The following is an 18,540-nucleotide window of genomic DNA, read 5'->3' as shown; positions in this document are numbered from 1 at the left end:
TTAATTAAGTTCATATTCGAGAGCGTCGGTTATAACCGCTTCAGAAACATCGAGATCATCAAGATTATCAATCCTTTGATGTCAGCATCACGGGATATTCTTTTTGCTTCTTCCATCGCAGCAAGAGTTGTTGCATTAAATTTAGGACGTTCTACCGCAAACGACTTTTTCTCGCACTGCCGCAGGAAGCTCCTCATATTGTACCTCTTCCCAGGCAATAACACCTCGGATTGGCACTACGGTTAAACGAATAAAAGCTCCTTCTTTTAATTCTCTTGATGCTCCGAATTTAATGTCTTTTCCTTTTCCGTTTTTATCATAGGAAAATAAGATATACGAATATCCCTTACGTACGCTAAAATTAATGACACCGCCGCTTGATTTTACCTTTTCTATTTTGCGGTTATCAATTTGCGAATAATAGTAGGTGCTGTCCGTTTCTAAAATATAGAAAATACAAACACCAATTATCACTACAATAATAGCGCAGATTACAATCAATAATTTTTTTATCATCTTAAAACTACTTATCTTTAATTGACACTATCCCTCAACATCTTGGCATATGCTTCCGGCTCACTCCAAATATTTCGGCAAAGGCCTCCGGATTTTGTGAAAGATATTGGCAATGTCCGCAGTCCCGCCGTATAATAAACCGAGCTTTAGGATATCGTTCCGTGATTAACCTTTCACTTCTCCTTCGGTTCATATCTTTCTCTCCGTATTCAAAAGTAAATTTAGTCGATTCTTCCGGAGATAAATCCGGCAAATGAACAAAGCCGCAGGCATGCACTACATTGTCAATACTCTTTTCTGAAATTTTGAGAAAACCCTCTGCCATAAAAGGACCGCTATTTTCGCCGTATATTTCTATCATCTTTTTTCTTGTCCTTATAGGATCACACAGAGCTTTTTTATGCTTTTTTAAAAAAAGCTTTTTCAAAATCCATACTAAAACCCGAGAGCTCTCATATGTAGAGCAACCGTCCAACCAAACGCTCTCGTATTCTATTTCGCCCAAAGCGTACAGCTCAAGAGCCGTAACTGCGCCCAAAGACATACCGAAAAGCAGATATATATCCGTGTAGCCCCACTCTACAAGATAGGCTTTCAAAAATTTTGCATCGGAAAGAGCCGAGACAAAATCAGTTTCATCTTCGCCATGTCCGGATAAATCAGGAATAATAAAAAAGTAGTCCTCCGCCATGCTGTCAGGGAGCAGCATCTTCATTCCCTTACCGCAAAAAAGCATGGGGTGCAAAAGTATAACTTTTGGCTTTGCGGCATCACCGCATACATGTATTTTCATAGTCAGCAGCTCCTTTGATTGGTTATAATCCCCCGCTCACTCCCACTCAATAATTACCATAGCATATTTGTTTCTTATTTTATTCAATAGTATCTACATCGTTTCTATTTTTGAGCGTTTTTATGCCTGTTTTTTATAGTTTTTGAGTTTTTTAGTATCAAAACAGTATCAGAAGTGATACTAATATGCCTATTTTTATAAAAAATTCTAAATTTTTAGTAAGTATAAATTATCAAATTATATATGCTATTGATATGTACCCAGAAACCTGGACATAAAGATAAAACAAACTAAACGAAAGAATTAGAGATGTATGTTTTCCTAAGTAAACTAGGAGGCATCCATTTTGTTTTCTTCTTTCTAAAATTTAAAATTCACTTTTTTATTTCCCTTTATTTCTTGCAGCCAACTCAACCCATGTACCCATATTAAAATAACCATTATCAGATACATAGTCATAAAATCCATCAATAATCTCGTCAAACCAAACGCCGTTAATCTGTGTGTATTGACTCTGGGACCTACTCGTGCTTTGATATTGATCCTTGATACCACCTATTGTAACTCCAATAATAGCATTGCCCCTTTTTCGGCTTGCCTCTATTTCATACTGAACAAAAGGTCTATCCAAAGTTTCGCTACCGATAAGCACAACCGTAACACTTGTACCTATAAGTTGTTCATCTATCCAGTTCTTAACTGCCCTATCGCCTGTTCGCTTAATTTTTTCAAACTCAGCTTTATCTATAAATCCTGCAGCTTCCTTTCCCTGAGTTACCCAGCTATTTCTAACGGTATTTGCTCTCCAAACATCGTTATCATAATGAAAACTAAAAAATACTCTTCTTGCCATTTAATTATCCTCCTTATTCATTAAATTAACAGCTTTTATGATATTTTCTACAGTTAAAGATATATCTCCATCAACCTTTTTATTAGCAAGAATCACTGCTTCTAAATTATCATTTGAAGATAAGCTTTCAAAGATTTCTTTGGCAGTACCCCCAGTATAGCCTATTGGCAAACACACCAATCCTTTTTCTTTAGAAATTGAAAACTCCTCCAATACTCCATTTGCAATTTCGCCATTCTTGTTTCCAAAAGCGAAGATGGCAATTCCACATTTTTCAATCATCTGTTTCCTATTCTCTTCATAAAGCTTTCCAATATCAATATGCGAGATATTGTTTTGTGGAAACGGCATAACAGTAAAGTAATCTAAAATATTTTTGCCGATTGTCATTTTACATGAGATTTGGCAAAACTGTTACCTTTCGAGCAAATCCATATATAGCGTATGTTTATTAAAAAATAAGCAAAAAGCCATATATATAGTGTTTATCAGTGATAAAGTGTGCTTTTAGGAAAAGGTATGATTTTACACGAGGTTTGGCAAAAATTGATGAAAAATGCCCAAAAAGGGCTGTTTTTAGCCGTTTCTGTTACCTTAAATCTTTTTATTTTTTGGTTTTGAAAAATCGGGAAAATTTTTAAGAAAATCCGCTTAAAAAGTAGTAAAAAACCAGATATTCGGGGCTGTTTTTTATGATGTTGTAAAAGTTATTCACAGCTTGTGGATAACCATCGTTTTACAGGGCTTTTTATTCGGATTTTTACGCCGTTTTAATACCCATTAAACCGCTTTTTTTGATTGCCCTTTTATCGCGGTTTCCAGTCTGTTTTTTGCGATATTAAAATAATTATCGTCAATTTCCATGCCGATAAATCGGCGGTTTGTATTCAGGCACGCAATGCCGGTTGTGCCGGAACCCATAAACGAATCCAATACGACATCGCCTTCATCGGTGCTGTCAAAAATAAATTTTTCCATTAGTTCTATCGGTTTTTGCGTCGGGTGTATTTTTTCGCCGTTTGTTTTTCTCGCTCCGATATTAAACGAGGCTACATCATCAATTATATTTGTTTTGTAGGACTTTTTAATTTTTCCGGAAAACATAATAAGTTCATGACCTGAACCGTAAACATTTAGAGACGGCCGACCGTGTTTTTTCCAGACTAATAAATTTTTAACCTGCATAACAGAATCAAGAAGCGGATAATAAAAAGCATAGCTGCGCCAATCACAAAAGAAATATATACAGCCGTCAGGCTTTAAAATTCGCTTATATTCTTTAAAAAGCTTTTCATAAAAAGGCTTACAAATAGCTAAATCATTAAAGCAACCCTTTTGGCTATTGTGAGTCATGCCTAAAAAATACGGCGGATCGGTGATTATTGACTGTATGCTTTCATCCGGAATTTTCGGCAAAAAGTCTAAACAGTCGCCATGCAGTAGTTCGATATTTTCGGTTAATTTCATTTTTTAAACCTTCCTTTTTTTTACATAATTTTTAAATTATACTGAATAAAACAATACAATTTTGAAATACAGATAAATGCAAAATAAGTAAAAAAGCCCTTGACTTTTTATCGGAAAAGAGCGATACTACATATACAGACAGCGAATTTCGCTGTTAAAAAAGGGGTTCCGTCCCACCTTGTCTTAATGAGGTGGCTATGGGCGATAGACCCCTTTTTTATTTAGTAAAAAAATTCCGCTCATATCTTTCAATGTTTCCATTCATATCCACTAATAATGATTTCATCGGAATGTTTTTGATTTCATCTTTTATAATTTCAAACAACCGATTTTTTTGTTTATCGCTTCGTATATTTATATATACTATTTCCGCCCCTTGTTCTCCACTTCGTTTTATATGATTACGTATGGATTTCCTATCAAGTGTAATAATATGTTTCATTTCCCCAATCTCATTATCAATAATCATATCGGGGCTTGATGTTTTATAAGTACGTGGTAAAAAATATATTGTGTGCCCTAAGTCCGCAAGGCGTTTTGCTGATTGCATTTCTTTTTCCGAATATTCCCAGTTTTTAGATACATGAACATAGCCGCCATTTTTACCGGTGTATGCAATGTCATATCCTTGTAATAGCTCCGGAAAATATGACTGCATTCCAAGTTCGTTTGCCTGTGCAATGATGTCGTTTGTTATTCCGTATTTATCAGCCCTTTCTATTAGGTTCGGAGGTATTTTCCACCAGCTTTCTTTTTCTATTGGGTTTCCGCCGAAGCCTTCTTGCGGCATAAAGTCTTTTTTTATTTCGTCTATTGACGGTTCTACGATGTCGGTGCCTGCTCCCGCTTCATAATCGTATACGGCGCGGATTGTGGTGCGGCAGTTAAAATGGTATGGCGGGAATCCGTAGACCGTCCAAAACGGGTGATCGGCCTTGAGTGCTTTCCCGTTGCCTGCAATGCTTGCGATGTTGTTGCATATGTCGGTTGTTCTTCCGTCTTGGATGACTAAGAGCTCCCACGCACGAGGCGGATTACTTGCGTATTGAGTGAGGCGGCCTGCGGTATAAGCGGTCTGCACATTGGTGCGATAAACTGTTTCCCAATAGCCGGGTAAAAAAGGCTTTCTAATATTTTTGGTAAAGCTTTCTATTTCTTCCCATGACTCCTGCCATCCTTCGCCTTTTTCGAGAGCTTGAATTAATCGCTTACGCACATCTTCGATATGGTCGCATTCGCTCAGGCGTGCAACCGTAAAGGCTCTAAAGCGGAACTTCGGCTCCAATGCATCCCAAACTTGTTTTTCAATTGATACTTTGCTTTTTAAAAAACCAATCGCTTCTTCAAACGGGAGCGGGTCAACGGCGGAAGTATAAGAAACATTATCGGCAAGGTTTACGTCTTTTTTTTGCAGCGTAATTCCTGCATGATTAAATCCTAAAAGAAAAGCGCCTGCAATTATTTTTTCAGTAAGCTTGATAAGCTCCGCTGAGCTTTCAGGATACGAGATATTTTTTACAAGCTTTTTTAATTCGTTTTTCTCAAGCGTTTTATCAATGTTGAAAACATCTTTTAACGCTTGTTTTAACGTTTTAGAAATGCACTCATCAAATCGTTTTTTGCCGGCATCGCAAAAAGATTCAAGCTCCGATGATTTTTCTTTTTCATCGGCTAAAATATTTTTACGGGTGATCTGCTGTTTTGAATTTTTTTTTTAGAGTTTGAATCGGCAAGCATAAAGCCTTGCGCTTGCGGAGCCTCTACAATAAACGTATCCTCATCATCTTTCGGGCGCGGTAAACCGTACCGAGTGTATAAGGCCTCTTTTGAAACAGGGATTTTATTTTGTATTGCCTGCATAATTTCCGTAAACGTTGCATAGCTTTTTAAATCAAAATAACCGGACGGTGCTGCTACTCCTTCGCCGAAGTTAATCGCAACCATCCAATTAATTAATTCTTGGAATACGCCTTGCACCGCTTTTGCATCTCCATGACAAACTCGCACTAAATTTTCATCGTGCACTTCTGCTTGACTTCGTGTGCCATATGTGCCCTCTTGCGTGCTTAACGATTGCGTGGTAAGCGCAAAGCTTATTTCTTGATTGCATGTTTCAATTAATACCTTATGGTCTTGCAGAGCTCCGCTCATTTCAAGCGTCTTAATATCTTTGACATTAGAAAGAGCTAAGCCCGCGCCTCCTTCCATTTCTGAAAGGGTTTGCGAAATAGCCTGTGCTGCATTCCTTGCTTCCTCTGTGTTCGTGCTTTCAAACAATGCAACAATAGAAGGAACGCCAGCCTTTTTTGCAGCCTTAAGCCAAAACTCCCAGCCAAACTGTTTAAATCGCCACGGCCAATAACACATTAATAAATCTGAAAAACCGTAGGGATTTTCAGCGCGCGGATTATTTCGGTAAATTAAAAATTTACATTTTTCGATAAGCGGTCTATTCTCTTTTGTTAACATCGGAACCCATATTGAACGCTGTCCCTGTTTTGTTTTTATAATTTCCGTTTTAAAAAATATTTGCTCCGGTCTTTTATTTCGAAGTGAATCGGGAATCCAGTAGCCCGCATCGTTTTGGGCCCATAAGACTTCTGAAAACGCAAAACCGTATTCAATGGCGGTTAAAAACTCTTTTACATCATTATCCCAATTAAGATTGGAGGTAAGATTATCGCGCACAAACTCATATACTTTATCGCTTGCGTTTTTTTGCTCAATTACAAAATTAAAACTTGTAACAATATCTTTCCGCAAGCGTAAATGCGAACCGATTTTTGAATCAAGCATCATTTCATCGATAAGCGAATAGAAGCTTACCTTATCGCTTATTATCTCATTCGGATTGGGAAGCTCGGCAATTACCGCTTCGAATTTATCCGGTGATATTATTTCAATGTTTAAATTATTTTTCATCTTCTTCTCCTAAAACCATGCAATGCCGCGCCGAGACGGTCAAAGCCGGATGTTAAATTAAACGCGGTAACTTCTTTAAAACCGATTTGAGAAATTTCCCACGCATAATAGAGCGCGTCCTGCAAATCGTCAAACTCCGATTTGGGATACATCGTCAATTGGTCAATTGTTTTATTCATGTTCTCTTTGAACTTAAGCATGCCGTTTTCAATAAACGGTGAAAGTGAAAGAATGCGTTCTTTTCCGATCCCTTTTGTACTGCATCCTTTAATCGGTAAGTACACACCTTTTTTGCTCGCCGCTTCCATGATGTGCTTTTTATAAATTGATTGAAAACCTACCTCTTCAAATCCGATTAAAATCGGTTTGTATAAAAGATACTTTTCAATTAATTTATTTATTGCTGAGTCAACCGAACAACACTCCGCCCATTCGTTGAGTGCATACATCATTCCATCCGAGGCGATACCTAAAGTAAAAATAGCGAACTCATCATGCTTACCGGCGGAAGGGTCAACGCCCATGTATACTTTTAAACTTGATATATCAACATGAGAAAAGCGCGTAAACCATTCAGGTTTAAAGACTCGCTCCTCATCGCTTAAGGGCTCGTTCATGTATTCGGTACTGAATGCTGCACTTCCGATTTCTTTCTTTTTTGTTTCTAGTTTTTCACTTGTCCAATAGGAAGACCAAAGGGAATCGCCTTGCGGAGTAAACGCTGCAAATCGTAAACCAATCCAGTTTTCCAATTCGCCATTTTCAATTCTTTTTAAAAGCCTACTCGGTAAATCATCTGAATGAAAGATAGTATTTATAATAATAGTAAACGTATCTTGACCGAGCGGCATAACAGCTCGCAAGAACCAATTATATATTTTTTGTCTTTGAGAAAATGTACGTGCTGCTTCATCTTTTAAAATGTCATCACAAATAATTAAGTCAGGGCGGTACTGCCTAAACTTCACGCCTCGAACGGCAGCACCCGCGCCGAATGATTTTATTGCTGTTCCGTTTTTAAACGATAAAAAATCGCTTTTCCAAATTGAGCCTTCCATTGCACCGAAGTCTTCAAAAATTATTTCGTTTCCTTCGATTTCATCTTTGATACTTTGTAAAGCTCTATTTGCCATATCTTGCGTTGCACAAAAAATACAGACAAAATTATTTTTTTTAAATAATAAACGCCATAACGGATAGGCTAAAGCCCATCGGGTTGATTTTGAAAATCCGCGCGGCTCAATATCAACAACTGCTTTTAATTTCTCAGTCGGAATTAAAAGCGAATGATATTCTTTTTTAAGAAGCGATTTTATGTTTTCAACATGCTCATTGGTGAGCGTGTGAGTGTTTGCAATATCAATTAATATTTTATGATAAGGCGCGGGCTCAGATGAAAAATAATGCGGAAGGTATGTTTTGCAAAAGTAAAAAAAATCATGCTCCGCTTTTTGAAGCCGCTCTTTTTTTTCAAGAACTTCTTTTGAATTTTCGCCTACAAGCTCATTTAAAATATCGCTCACTTTACTTCTGCCTTATCCACTATTGCGCAAAGCTTTTGTAAAAGTTCTGGATCGTTTTTGATTGCATTTTGCAATTCTTTTTTAATTTCCCCTTTTGCTTTCTCCAATGCCTTTGCTGCTTTTGTTCTGTAGTTTGAAAGTTTTAATTGAGCTTCTGCAATGCGCGCAGTAGTTAAAAGTAATTCTTTCGGGTCTTCAAATTCCAAACTATCGATTGTACGCAAATCTTTAGAGATGAGACTTGTCATTTGCATAAGGACTGCTTCGCTTGCTTCGGTGCCGGGATAGTCTTTTAAAACTTCCGCCATTGCCTTTGCAGACTCAATCGCTTTTTTTGCATCTTCAATTTCTTCTTTGTGAGATTTTATAACCCGCCGAATGCCTTCGCGGCTTAACGTAACCTTAAGGCCGAGCTCTTGTATTTTTTTATTTACTTCTTCAGTAACATAAACGATTGTGTTTTTTCCGCCTTCCCATTTTTCGATAATGAGTTCAACGAGTCCGTGCTCTTCCGCTTTACTTTTTGCGCCCATAGTTTGCCCCCTTGTTTAGTCGAGGACTATGCCGGCGTCTTTCGAGATGTTTCCTTCAAGCAGGTCAATGCCTTTTGCGGTTATTTTAAACCAGCGAACCTTTTGTTTTTCTTTGTACGGATGCGGCACTTCTTTTTTTTCCGTGTACCCTTTTTCGGTCAGGTACTCTGTTGACATTTTGATTTCTTCCGTTTCGTTATATTCATAGAAACGGTGAAATAATACTTGTTCCGGAATCCCGTCAGGGTATGTTGTCATTAAATAGTTTAAAATTTCACCGCGTAAAAACTTTTTGTTTCCTTTCATTTTTTTTTACCTCTTCTTTTTTAAATTTATTTTTTATTTTGTGATTGCCAAAGTTCAATAATCTTTTGCAGCGTACTATTATTTTGATTGATGACTAAATCTTGCAGCCGATTTATTTCAGCCCGCCAACCGCCCATGTCTTTATAGAAATCTTCTCGCTCAAGTTTTTCTAACTTTAACGTATCAATTTCATTTTGTTGTTTTTCAATTTTTTGTTTTAATTCCGAAACATTTTTATTGAAATTTTCTTCTAAACGATTCAACCCGTTTGCAAGATTTTTTTTAAACTCATCAGAACGTGCTGCGTCCTCTGCGGCGTTTTTCATTTGCTGTTTAAAAAGATACGAGATGACAAACGCTATAATCGTTGTTACCGCCGTCGGCCCCCAATCTTTCGCCGCTATGATTAAACTTTCAAATCCCATTTTTTTATTTCCTTAAATACGAAAAACTAAAGCCGAGAGCTGTACCTCCGGCAATGCAAAGCGGGATAGTCCACCACGGCACAACTCGCCATGATTGTAAGCGGTTTACTTCCTTTTCTAAATCTTTACTTAAACGTTTATAATAAGCAGCATCGGGAGAGGCGGCGAGTAGACCTTGCTTGTACCCTTCATCAAATGCGCGGTCAATACTCGTGTTCATTTCCTCAAAACAAATTGCAATAATCTTTTCAACTTCGGATTTACTATAATCCGCTTTCTTCAATTCTATTTTGAATTGCTGATGCGGCATCGCTTTTGATGTCGTCTTTGGTTGACTGTAACTCATCTGCATTGTGAGCACCAGAAACAAGATCACCTGCAGGAGTTTGATTAACTTTTTCATATTCTTTTTCCCTTTCGCCTTCCGCATTTTGTTTTGCGGCAAAAAGTATTTTTTTACATCGATGTTTATTTTTAAAAACGACATACAAAAAGCCCGCTGCCGCAGCCGAACAGGCTGCGGCAAACGCTTTCCAATGCGTTTTAAAAAAAGCAATCGCTTGTTTTAAAAGCGCTGTAATGCGTGACAAAATTTCTTGTATTCGTTTTTTAAATTTTGTACACATTCTTTTTATTTCCCTCTTCATCCGTTTCAGTTTCTTTTTTAGGATATGACGTCTCTTGTATTTTTTTCAAAATAGCTTCATAAAAAAATACACTCAATCCGAAAATAGTCGCTCCCCAAAACCACACCTCGCGGATTTTAATAAACTCGCCAAACTGTAAAAGAAACGCAAAAAGAGCGGAAAACAAAAAAGGTATCCATACGCGATAGCCTTTCAGTTTATCTTTCACATCAAGCTTTTTGATAAGTTCCGTAAAAATAACGGTGAGCAGCACCGCAATGAGTACGAATACCGGGAGGAAATTCATAAGTTCAAACATTTTTTAACTCCTTTTTTAAGCATTTATAAAATGCTTATTAAATATTTTTCAACGGCACATTTAAAATCAATCCATGCGCCGAGGTTGCCGATAAAATATCGCGGACAGTCTTTACCGGTGATGTCGAAATGCCGGTATAAATCTGTTTGCGGATTTAATGAAAATTGTTTTAACAAAGTTGCGGTAAGTACAATTGCACTTGCAAGCGTTTCCTCTGTAAATGCACCCGTCCAATTTTTATGACAAAGCTCAATGCCGATGGTGCAATTATTCGGATACGAACTTAAACGGTACTCAATGCCATCCCGATATTTCCACGCGCCGACATGATAGGCTACTTCATCAATCGGTAAACATTGCAGTACATCGCCTGTAATGCCGATGATAAAATGTGCTGAAGCGTATCTGGCTCCGTCTTTTTTTTTCTGCCGCTTTAAACTTTCAAAATAGTTTCTGTTTGCTTGTGCACTTGTTCCGGGGTTTGCAACCCAGTGAATAACCACTCCCTTAACCTCTTGCAGCTTTTGCCCTGGACGGGAAAACGGATTTACCGTTAACATTTGTTTTTCAATATTCATAAAAACATTATAAGAAAGAGAAGCGGGAAAAATCGGAGAAGAGATACATAGAAATAAAAAAACACTTTAAGATATAAAAAATCCTAAAGTGTTTTTTTACGCTGAAAAACAAAATTCTAATTGTTTATCGTTTCGTTTCTTTCGATAAACTTTTTTAAATCTGACTTGTTGATATTCCACTCCCGCTCTCCCGGGATTTTGTACGCATTTAAATTCCTCTTGTATATCAATCGACGGATAGTGATTTGGCTTACGTTGAAAACATCCGCCACCTCTTTGACGCTTAATATTGCCGGCAAGTTCTCTAACAATTCCTGCACACCGCGGATCCCTTCGCTCATAATACTCCTCCAATTCTTGTATTGTTATTTTGTAACTATTACCGATTTTAACCGCAAGCAATTCAAAACTTTCAAGCAAGTAATACACTTTCCTAACCGATACTTCTTTGTTTTCAATTTCGCTCATAATTTGAGCACATTCACAGGGCGTCAAAAACATTTTTACATCCTCTTTTTTTTAACTTTGTTTTGTATCAGGATTATATCCTGCCTTTTTGCAAATATCTCGTAAGGCAAGAATAACCTTACTTGCGTCTTTTTTGCTAAGCCATGAAATATCGTATTCGCCGGTTATTCGATACACGATTGCCCGAAGGCTCCGCTCACTTCGGTTGCGGCTTGCTAAATCCCACAAGCCCCGTATATAGTATTCTTGTTTTGAAGTTAAGCGATTAGCCCCGCCTCCTGAGCGTTTATTTTTAAATTCATAATTAGAAAGTGTGCGCTTAAATCCTAAGTTTTCAAAGGCGCGCATAATTATTTTAAACTGCTCCTCGCTTTCTATTTCGCTTGCGGAATTTATATTAGCATTTAAAAGAATCGCGCGATAGTTTTCATCGTTTAACCCAAGCTCTTTTTTTGCAATATGAATAAGTGCAATTTTTTGTTTTCGCTCTCTCAACAAAATAACATCTCTCCTTAATTTGAATAAAAATACACACAGGGGAAAAAGTTTTTTCCCCTGTATGGTTTGGCTTTAAAAATTAACCGGCACTTTTAAGAAGGTCTCGATTAACCTCTTCTTTATTTGCCTCGCAAAAGAAAGTATCTTTTACCTTTCGAACGGCGTCAACTTGTGCAAGCGTTTCATCGTCAAGCTCTGCCATCTTTTCCTTGTCGGCTTCTTTTTTAAGTCGAATATAATCGGTCAGCCCGAGTTTTTCCAGAAGACCGACTGTCGTTTTTGTTTTAATACTAATGCTTGTCGATTTTCTAAATCCGAAAGTTCCGAATGTAAGTTCAATCGTTTTTTTATCGATGAATAATTCATCACGATTGTATTCGGCGAAGGCTCCAATTTTTGCGGCAAGCTCTGCAATTTGCTTTCGCTTTCCCTCTCCGTCCTTTGCTGCCTTTTCTTTAATTGCGCTTATCTCTTTATTTGATTTTGCGTCAATTAAATCAAGTTCATGTTCGAGAAGTCCGATAGTTTTAAGTGCGCTATTGACTTCCTCAATCGATTCAATTTTTCCCGTACTCGGTTTGTACTTCGCCATTATAAAACCTCCTAAAGTTTTATGTTTATTTTTTTTATCTTTTACGCCGCAGGCGGTTCATCACCGCCATCGATGTAAAATTCATTTTTTAAAATCTGCCTTATTTCAAAGACAATATTTTTAATTTCCACACAACAATCGCGCGGGTTTTTTTGTAAAATCCCCGAAGTTGCCGTATTTTCAATTTCAAAAAGTTTGCTATCAAGCAAGCTATATGCGTCAGCACTTACTTTCATATTCTCACCTCCTGCCGATATGTTTTAATCCAAACGGCGTGTCTTCAGGTTCAGGAATTACGCCCTCATCTTCGCACCGCTCTATTTTTTCAAAATACTTTTCAAAAACAATTTGCACTTCGTTTTGCATGGTAAGCCATTCAAGTTCGGGAAGCCCCGCAGGTTTAGTCAGGCGAATATCCGCAATTGAAATTCTGCCGTAGCCTTTCCTGAAGCCCCAAACCGTGCCGTCCTCAACATTCACGCGATACTTCTTGAGTTGTATTCCGCTTAAAGGATTGCGCTTAAATATTTCGGCAAGCTCTGCATCGTATGCTTCTTCCTCTTCGCCTGCGGTAAATACCTCTTCATACTCTTCTTTCGGAGGTGGTAAGGCTTTTTTAACCGCAATGCCCGCTTCTGCGTACGCTTGCATAATGGTAAGGTTTTCCAAGCGTTCGGGATCCTGATAGAAAAACACAAAAAGCTTTTTATAGTTCAAACACGTTTGCCACGAGATTTTTAAATCCTTTGTTACCCAATCTACAAACGCTTGTCTGCCTTTTGAATTGTTCGCTTCGACGGTGTATAAAATTTTCCCAATTTCAAAAGCCCGCAATGTTGCCGTTGTTAAAACTTTTACAAGATCGTTTTGTAAACTCAAAACCTTGTTTGTAGTTTTTTTGTTAATGCCTAAATCAGCCGGTAAATCTTTTTTTTCGCTCATATCAACCCCCTATATAATTTCTGCGTAAAATCATTTTGCCCGCCATCTCGATTATTTCAACATTGGGCATTTCAAGTTTGTTTGTAACCATGATGTTTTGCGCGCGGTTTATAATTTTTACAAACTGCCTAATATCTCGTTTTGAAATCTCATAAATGGATTCCGTAATTTCTTGCGAAACTTCAGGCCACACACTCTCGGTTATTCTTTCAGCGTCGACTTTCATAAGCCCTTGTAATTTCAAAAATACCCCGATGCGACTTTCAAGCTGGCGGTGGTCATTCTTTAAGTTTTGAATGCGGGCAGCAAGCCCGGGAAGTCCTATCAACACAAGACCCGTTTCTCCTAAATCGTTAATGAGCCTGCGGCTAAACTCTAAGGCATCATCGCGAAGACTATCCGCTTCATCAATAATTACAATTGCTTCTTTTTCCGCTAACGCCTCACTTACCATATCAACGAGGTTATCAAACTTAACGCGATACGTATTTAGTCCTATTTGCCGCGCAATCTCTTCGGTCATGCGTCTCTTACTCATTGCCCCGGAACACTTAATCAAAATAGAAGTGCGCGGGTTGTCGCGAACGTATTGCTCGGCTGTTGTTGTCTTTCCGCTTCCGGCATCTCCTACAATAAGGGCGATGTCCTTTTCATCGTGCGCAAGCCGAATTGCCCGGCTCATTTGCCGCATCGCAGTGGTTTCAATTATTGCGACATGTTTTTTGCCGGCGTTTTCGGTTTTGCGCGCAATCCATTTGATTATTGCCTCTTCAACTTTTACAACATCGCCGCGGTACGTGTCATTTAAATATTGACTTAATACACTCGATGTGTAACCCATTTCTTTTGCCGCTTTCGTTTGACTTATGTCAAAACGCAGCAGCGCTTCCTTCAACCTTTCTTTAACTGAAAGATTATCAATCGAAACATCACTCATTCTCATTCCTCCTATGATGTTAGTATTTGTAAATCATCCGCATCAAAATAATTTTGATACTTTCCCTTTTTAGGTTCAGTTTCTTTTTCTTCTTTTTCATGCTTTTCAATCTGCGGAATGTAAGAATCGATTTGCGGCGTTTCAATGCCGGTTGCTTCCATCGCAATTTCAAGCATGTTTTTAGGTTTAAACGAAAGCCGCTCAAGCGGATTGTCTTTTACAAAAGCGCGCACCTTTTTGCGCACCGATTGCACAAACTCCATGTCCGCTTCTGTATTGCCTGTTTCAATAAACATGCCCGCATACGCCCGGCATAAAACCTTGCCCTTTGAATCGCAGACGAGCACTTCATTTTTATTGGTGAGATTTAACCGCGCTATTACTTGTTGCCCCGTTAAGCCCCGCAGCTCCTCAGCCCAATATTCGGTGCTGCCAATTCGAATGCCGTTTCTCGAAACGGTGCGCACCTCCGCCTTCGTGAGCGCAAGCTCTACCGTTTCCATATCGGGGGCGCGCAAGTTCTCAGGTAAGTTTTCTAAAAAAGCCTGCTCAGGCGTTAGCCCTTTTCGCCCCTTTGCATTGCTAACCCATTCGGTATTGTACCAATGCACCCAGTGGACGAATTCGTTTACAACATCAGCCCATTCGCTTACATCATCCCGCTTTGCCTTGCCGTTTATTGCTCTCCAAAAAAGCCGCTGTTCGTCAACTCGGGCGCTCGTATTGCTGCCGATATAGTTCCCGGTATTCTTTGAGTAATACTCTTCGAGTACCCCGTAGAACCGCTCTTGAACGCCTTTCGATTGCCCATGGAACGGCGTTGCATAAATTAATTTACTGCCGCAGGTTACAATTGCTCCGGTGATAAGCACTTCCTCTTCTCGCTCAACTCCGGCCGCATCAAAGACTTTCATGCGCGCACTCTGACCCTTGATTACTTTACCCTTGTAGTCCTTGCCGTTGTCGACGTGCACAACTAAAGGAATTCCGAAGCGCACAATCATCATGTAGTACGCCGCAAGAATTGTTTGGCTTGAAGGGTTTGTGTTCACGCACCAACCTAAAACCGCCCCGCTTCGCATATCAATAAAAGTACTTACCCATGGCCGCACTAGCTTTCCCTTGTACTTAACCACGCGATCTAATATATGGTGATCCCCCTGCACATGCTCCATGCTTTTGTATAGCGGTTTGTTTCGCTCAATGTACGGCAGGTGCCGCGCTTCAAAGAAAGTTTCGCCTTTGCGGTACCGGTCAACTTGTGCAGGCGGTAAACTTTTTAAATACCGATAACAAACCTGATACGTTGCCGTTGTATCCGGTAAGTTTGCTTTAAGTGCAAGGAAGCAGTGATTAATGCTTCGCCTGTTAATGTCTAAGTAAAAATGTTTGAGCACGTCCTTCTCTTCATCGGTTAAACTTGCCCCGCTGCCTCCGCGGCTATTGCCGGAAGAGTATAGCGGGGTTATTCCTGAAATCCCGCTTTGCGTAAACTCACTTAACCAGCGGTAAAAGGTGCGCTCGCTTAAATGCTTGCCGTATGCCTCTTTTAATGCAAGGGAAATTTCCCCTGCATTAAACGCCTTACAAAACTCCTTCGCCGAAAGCTCGGCGGTGTTGTATGCGTTTATGATTGACATTCTAAGCTTTGCAACATCTCGCTCCGCTTCGGTAACTTGTGTAAATAACTGCCCCGATTCGCTTTGCGTTTTTGTTGCTACCTCTCGGGCAGAAAGAACGGCAAGCTGCACATCTTCGCTCATGCTTTCGGTTATCCAAAACTTGCCGCCCTGCCTTTTAACGTACTGCCATTTTTCCCGCCCCGCTTTTTCTAATAACGCTTTGCGGCTTATGCTTAAAATATCCGCCATATCTTTTGTTGATACTTTCATGCAACACGCCCCCCGTTACTTTCAATTTGTTTTTTGTTCATCTTTGCAAGTTCTAAAGGAGTACGTACAGTAAAGAGTTCGGCGGCGGGCCTTTTTAAAAAGGCTGCAATACGAGTTTCTGCCTTTCTACTTAAGCGGGTACCGTTGATTATTTCCGATAGGCTTGTATAATTCATTTTTAACCGTTTCGCTAATTCGGAAACGCTTCGAATACCCGCGTCAAACATAGCCCGCTCTACCTTTTGTTTACGCTCAAGGTCAAAGGGGTACGGTCTACTTGTTACCGCGTATTTTTCCAAAATTAAAAAATCATCAAGAGGTACAGTGCTGTTGTCCATAGTGATTCCTCCTTACATGTTGTTTTCCTCCGTTAGGTGAAGTTTCCCAAAGCCCCGCTTCCGGAGTTGAACCGGAATAAAAACCCTTGCGGGGCAACCTTCGGGCGCAAGGCTCGAAGGTATAAAACCATCTTAAAATTTGCTATAATTAATTCGCCAAAAAAAACTATAAAAATTTTAGGAGTGGTGTTTTTTATGAGTAATGAGTTAGCAATAATTATTGCAGCAGGTATAACCGTAGGCGGAAGTGTGTTAATATTTGCTCTTAATTCTTTGTTTAACTTTTTCGCAAACGCTCGGGCTCGCAAGGAACGATTGTTTTATGAAGTATTCCCAAAACGAATCGAGTTTTATCACGAGCTTTCTGCTGCAATGGTCAAGTTCATTTATGAGTACCCGGATTTGGATTTCTGTTCGCTTATCGCTTTTGATAAATTCATCGAGGAACTCAGCGTACAACTCGTCGATTTTCTCAACCGGGGTGTACTCATTGCAAGTAAAGATGTGTGTAAATATATCGCCGATCTCCATCGTATCGTTTCGGCGACTAAAATTATTAATAACGCATTGTTGCTCGGAAAGGATTCCGGCAACTCCGATAATACCGCCGAAAAGCTCAAAAAAAGCCTCCTCACTCTTAGCCAGCCGCATTATCAAAATATTCTTGCACAAATACGAATTGAGACAGGCCAGGAAATCGTAGACAATTATTGTTTTAATCTTAACAAAAAAGATATAAAGCGGCTCAGAAAGTTGTATAAGAAGATGGAACAAAATCAGTAAATTGTTTGCAATTAAAATAATCGCAAGAAAAAAATAAATATTCATTTTTTATTTTCTCCTAACATTCCTCCGTATACCCCGCCGCATCCACTGCGGCGGGGATTGTGCTTACATCAAAGTTTCCTCAATGAGTTTTTTAAACCTCAATAAATCATCATCCGATAGCGTTTCAGTTCCTCGCTTAATTTGCTCAAAATTACTGCAATCGCTTAAGTTGCAAGTTGAGGTGATTCCCTTCCCTGTTTGTTTTTTAGAAAAGATATTTGCGCCGTATTCTAATCCGCCATTTAAAAACTTAGTTATTAATTCAAGAGATATTGAAAGTCCGTCTTCTTTTTTTTGTAAGGGAATACTTAAATATTCCTTTGTTTTTCCCACGGCTTCTTCAAAAGAATTGCTGTAAAAATACTCTCCCATAAGTCCGTGATTACTCGTAAAACCAAGGTACTCCGTTTTAAAAATATATCCGCCATGTTCTTTGATAATCGCATCCAATCCCGACTCATCATTTGCCACGATTAAATCGTCAATCTTTTTTGTTAAATCCATTTTCATTCCTCCTACATCAACTCTTCCTCAATGCGGTTTTTAAAATCCCACAAATCATATTCTGGCAATGTTTTAATTTTTTCTTTAATACTTCTAACAGTGTAGGGAATGGTAAGCTCATTGCTTTTTTTAACCGCTTCTTTTGTTTGTTCCTGCAAAAAAACAATACTGCCGGAATACAGTCCGTTCGGTGAGATGTCGCTTATTAAGCGAAGGTATACGGAACATTGTTTTTCATCTTGTTCAAAAGGATAGCCGCAATATGTTTTTGTAATTTTCAGTGATTCATCAAAATCGTTGGTTAAGATATTTATGTATCTTGTTGTTGTACTATCGTCCTTTGCTATGAAATCTATGCTGAAAATATATCCGCCACATTTGGCAATAAGTTTTTGAAGCTTCGACTTAGACTTTTTACGAACCAAGTCGTCAATAATTTTAGTTAAATCCATGTTTATTCCTCCGTTCGGGAAGTATCCCGATGCCCCGCTTCCGGATTTGAACCGGAATAAAAACCCTTGCGGGGCTTTTGCCGTTTTTTTATGTTGGTAGGAAAGCAGTGCATCGGCATTGCCTGTTAAGGATAGTCATGGTGTACTTATCCTTTTTTCTTTCCTATCAGATTTTATTTTTTCCCTTACGCACTTGAATAAAATAAAATCGCTTTTCAAAAACCAGTT

Annotated in this window: 26 protein-coding genes; 1 reads left to right on the top strand and 25 read right to left on the bottom strand. The window is 38.9% G+C overall.

The genetic code is table 11. The features are described 5' to 3' along the window. Window positions 1-141 precede the first annotated feature (141 nt). The 23 genes from FUT79_RS02300 to FUT79_RS02190 form a co-directional block, all read right to left on the bottom strand. Entirely contained in the window at window positions 142-516 is a 375-nt protein-coding gene (locus FUT79_RS02300) for a YxeA family protein (protein WP_024752651.1), read from the bottom strand. Between the two features lie 34 nt (window positions 517-550). Beyond that, window positions 551-1,309, bottom strand: coding sequence for an alpha/beta fold hydrolase (locus FUT79_RS02295; RefSeq protein WP_024752652.1), 759 nt, complete (start codon window positions 1,307-1,309; stop codon window positions 551-553). Between the two features lie 382 nt (window positions 1,310-1,691). Then, complete coding sequence (locus FUT79_RS02290; RefSeq protein ID WP_148889223.1) at window positions 1,692-2,162, bottom strand: TIR domain-containing protein; 471 nt, start codon at window positions 2,160-2,162, stop codon at window positions 1,692-1,694. Further along, window positions 2,163-2,552 (bottom strand): hypothetical protein, encoded by a 390-nt coding sequence (locus FUT79_RS02285; RefSeq protein WP_148889222.1) that lies wholly within the window; start codon window positions 2,550-2,552, stop codon window positions 2,163-2,165. Between the two features lie 390 nt (window positions 2,553-2,942). Continuing rightward, complete coding sequence (locus FUT79_RS02280) at window positions 2,943-3,629, bottom strand: DNA-methyltransferase (protein WP_148889221.1); 687 nt, start codon at window positions 3,627-3,629, stop codon at window positions 2,943-2,945. Between the two features lie 217 nt (window positions 3,630-3,846). After that, the gene (locus FUT79_RS02275) at window positions 3,847-4,914 is read right to left on the bottom strand and encodes a phage minor head protein (RefSeq protein ID WP_148884650.1); all 1,068 of its coding nucleotides are present in this window, start codon (window positions 4,912-4,914) and stop codon (window positions 3,847-3,849) included. Between the two features lie 386 nt (window positions 4,915-5,300). Further along, window positions 5,301-6,551, bottom strand: a complete 1,251-nt coding sequence (locus FUT79_RS02270) for a phage portal protein family protein (RefSeq protein ID WP_044634727.1) — start codon at window positions 6,549-6,551, stop codon at window positions 5,301-5,303. Further along, window positions 6,548-8,074 carry a hypothetical protein gene (locus tag FUT79_RS02265; RefSeq protein ID WP_002696334.1) on the bottom strand — a complete coding sequence of 509 codons (1,527 nt, stop codon included), beginning with the start codon at window positions 8,072-8,074 and terminating at the stop codon, window positions 6,548-6,550. Before FUT79_RS02265 ends, FUT79_RS02270 begins: the two co-directional genes overlap by 4 nt. After that, window positions 8,071-8,607, bottom strand: coding sequence for a phage protein Gp27 family protein (locus FUT79_RS02260; protein WP_002696333.1), 537 nt, complete (start codon window positions 8,605-8,607; stop codon window positions 8,071-8,073). The genes FUT79_RS02265 and FUT79_RS02260 overlap by 4 nt, the downstream gene beginning before the upstream one ends. A gap of 15 nt (window positions 8,608-8,622) precedes the next feature. Further along, window positions 8,623-8,913, bottom strand: coding sequence for a hypothetical protein (locus FUT79_RS02255; RefSeq protein ID WP_024751680.1), 291 nt, complete (start codon window positions 8,911-8,913; stop codon window positions 8,623-8,625). Window positions 8,914-8,939: 26 nt separating this feature from the next. Beyond that, window positions 8,940-9,338, bottom strand: coding sequence for a hypothetical protein (locus tag FUT79_RS02250; RefSeq protein WP_148878661.1), 399 nt, complete (start codon window positions 9,336-9,338; stop codon window positions 8,940-8,942). A gap of 4 nt (window positions 9,339-9,342) precedes the next feature. Next, window positions 9,343-9,621 (bottom strand): hypothetical protein, encoded by a 279-nt coding sequence (locus FUT79_RS02245; RefSeq protein WP_238569973.1) that lies wholly within the window; start codon window positions 9,619-9,621, stop codon window positions 9,343-9,345. After that, complete coding sequence (locus tag FUT79_RS02240) at window positions 9,602-9,964, bottom strand: hypothetical protein (RefSeq protein ID WP_024751775.1); 363 nt, start codon at window positions 9,962-9,964, stop codon at window positions 9,602-9,604. Before FUT79_RS02240 ends, FUT79_RS02245 begins: the two co-directional genes overlap by 20 nt. After that, window positions 9,948-10,283: a hypothetical protein gene (locus tag FUT79_RS02235; RefSeq protein WP_024751776.1), complete on the bottom strand. Its 336-nt coding sequence runs from the start codon at window positions 10,281-10,283 to the stop codon at window positions 9,948-9,950. Before FUT79_RS02235 ends, FUT79_RS02240 begins: the two co-directional genes overlap by 17 nt. Window positions 10,284-10,306: 23 nt before the next feature. Continuing rightward, window positions 10,307-10,861: a peptidoglycan recognition protein family protein gene (locus FUT79_RS02230; RefSeq protein WP_024751777.1), complete on the bottom strand. Its 555-nt coding sequence runs from the start codon at window positions 10,859-10,861 to the stop codon at window positions 10,307-10,309. 96 nt (window positions 10,862-10,957) lie between these two features. Beyond that, window positions 10,958-11,362 (bottom strand): helix-turn-helix domain-containing protein, encoded by a 405-nt coding sequence (locus tag FUT79_RS15450; protein ID WP_024751778.1) that lies wholly within the window; start codon window positions 11,360-11,362, stop codon window positions 10,958-10,960. A gap of 18 nt (window positions 11,363-11,380) precedes the next feature. Further along, window positions 11,381-11,824 carry a regulatory protein GemA gene (locus FUT79_RS02220; protein WP_231577609.1) on the bottom strand — a complete coding sequence of 148 codons (444 nt, stop codon included), beginning with the start codon at window positions 11,822-11,824 and terminating at the stop codon, window positions 11,381-11,383. An 82-nt stretch (window positions 11,825-11,906) separates the two neighbouring features. After that, window positions 11,907-12,419, bottom strand: a complete 513-nt coding sequence (locus tag FUT79_RS02215) for a host-nuclease inhibitor Gam family protein (protein WP_024751779.1) — start codon at window positions 12,417-12,419, stop codon at window positions 11,907-11,909. A 41-nt stretch (window positions 12,420-12,460) separates the two neighbouring features. Further along, window positions 12,461-12,655, bottom strand: a complete 195-nt coding sequence (locus FUT79_RS02210; RefSeq protein ID WP_002696308.1) for a hypothetical protein — start codon at window positions 12,653-12,655, stop codon at window positions 12,461-12,463. 4 nt (window positions 12,656-12,659) lie between these two features. Further along, on the bottom strand, window positions 12,660-13,361 hold the full coding sequence (locus tag FUT79_RS02205) for a hypothetical protein (RefSeq protein ID WP_148878641.1): 702 nt from the start codon (window positions 13,359-13,361) through the stop codon (window positions 12,660-12,662). Window position 13,362: 1 nt separating this feature from the next. After that, a complete protein-coding gene (locus FUT79_RS02200; RefSeq protein WP_244951120.1) occupies window positions 13,363-14,304 on the bottom strand; it encodes an AAA family ATPase in 942 nt (313 codons plus the stop codon). A 5-nt stretch (window positions 14,305-14,309) separates the two neighbouring features. Next, complete coding sequence (locus FUT79_RS02195) at window positions 14,310-16,190, bottom strand: Mu transposase C-terminal domain-containing protein (RefSeq protein WP_148889220.1); 1,881 nt, start codon at window positions 16,188-16,190, stop codon at window positions 14,310-14,312. Beyond that, window positions 16,187-16,528 carry a helix-turn-helix domain-containing protein gene (locus FUT79_RS02190; RefSeq protein ID WP_148878638.1) on the bottom strand — a complete coding sequence of 114 codons (342 nt, stop codon included), beginning with the start codon at window positions 16,526-16,528 and terminating at the stop codon, window positions 16,187-16,189. Before FUT79_RS02190 ends, FUT79_RS02195 begins: the two co-directional genes overlap by 4 nt. 195 nt (window positions 16,529-16,723) lie before the next feature. On the opposite strand from FUT79_RS02190, the gene FUT79_RS02185 reads away from it, so the two are divergent. Continuing rightward, complete coding sequence (locus tag FUT79_RS02185) at window positions 16,724-17,311, top strand: hypothetical protein (protein ID WP_148889173.1); 588 nt, start codon at window positions 16,724-16,726, stop codon at window positions 17,309-17,311. A gap of 108 nt (window positions 17,312-17,419) precedes the next feature. On the opposite strand, the gene FUT79_RS02180 is transcribed toward FUT79_RS02185, so the two are convergent. Both FUT79_RS02180 and FUT79_RS02175 read right to left on the bottom strand, forming a co-directional pair. Beyond that, entirely contained in the window at window positions 17,420-17,866 is a 447-nt protein-coding gene (locus FUT79_RS02180; RefSeq protein WP_148889175.1) for a hypothetical protein, read from the bottom strand. Between the two features lie 5 nt (window positions 17,867-17,871). Beyond that, window positions 17,872-18,312, bottom strand: coding sequence for a hypothetical protein (locus FUT79_RS02175; RefSeq protein WP_148878668.1), 441 nt, complete (start codon window positions 18,310-18,312; stop codon window positions 17,872-17,874). Window positions 18,313-18,540 lie beyond the last annotated feature (228 nt).

Origin of the sequence: Treponema phagedenis, assembly GCF_008153345.1 — a bacterium.
Lineage (GTDB): Bacteria > Spirochaetota > Spirochaetia > Treponematales > Treponemataceae > Treponema > Treponema phagedenis.
This window is presented reverse-complemented; position numbering and strand designations above follow the sequence as displayed.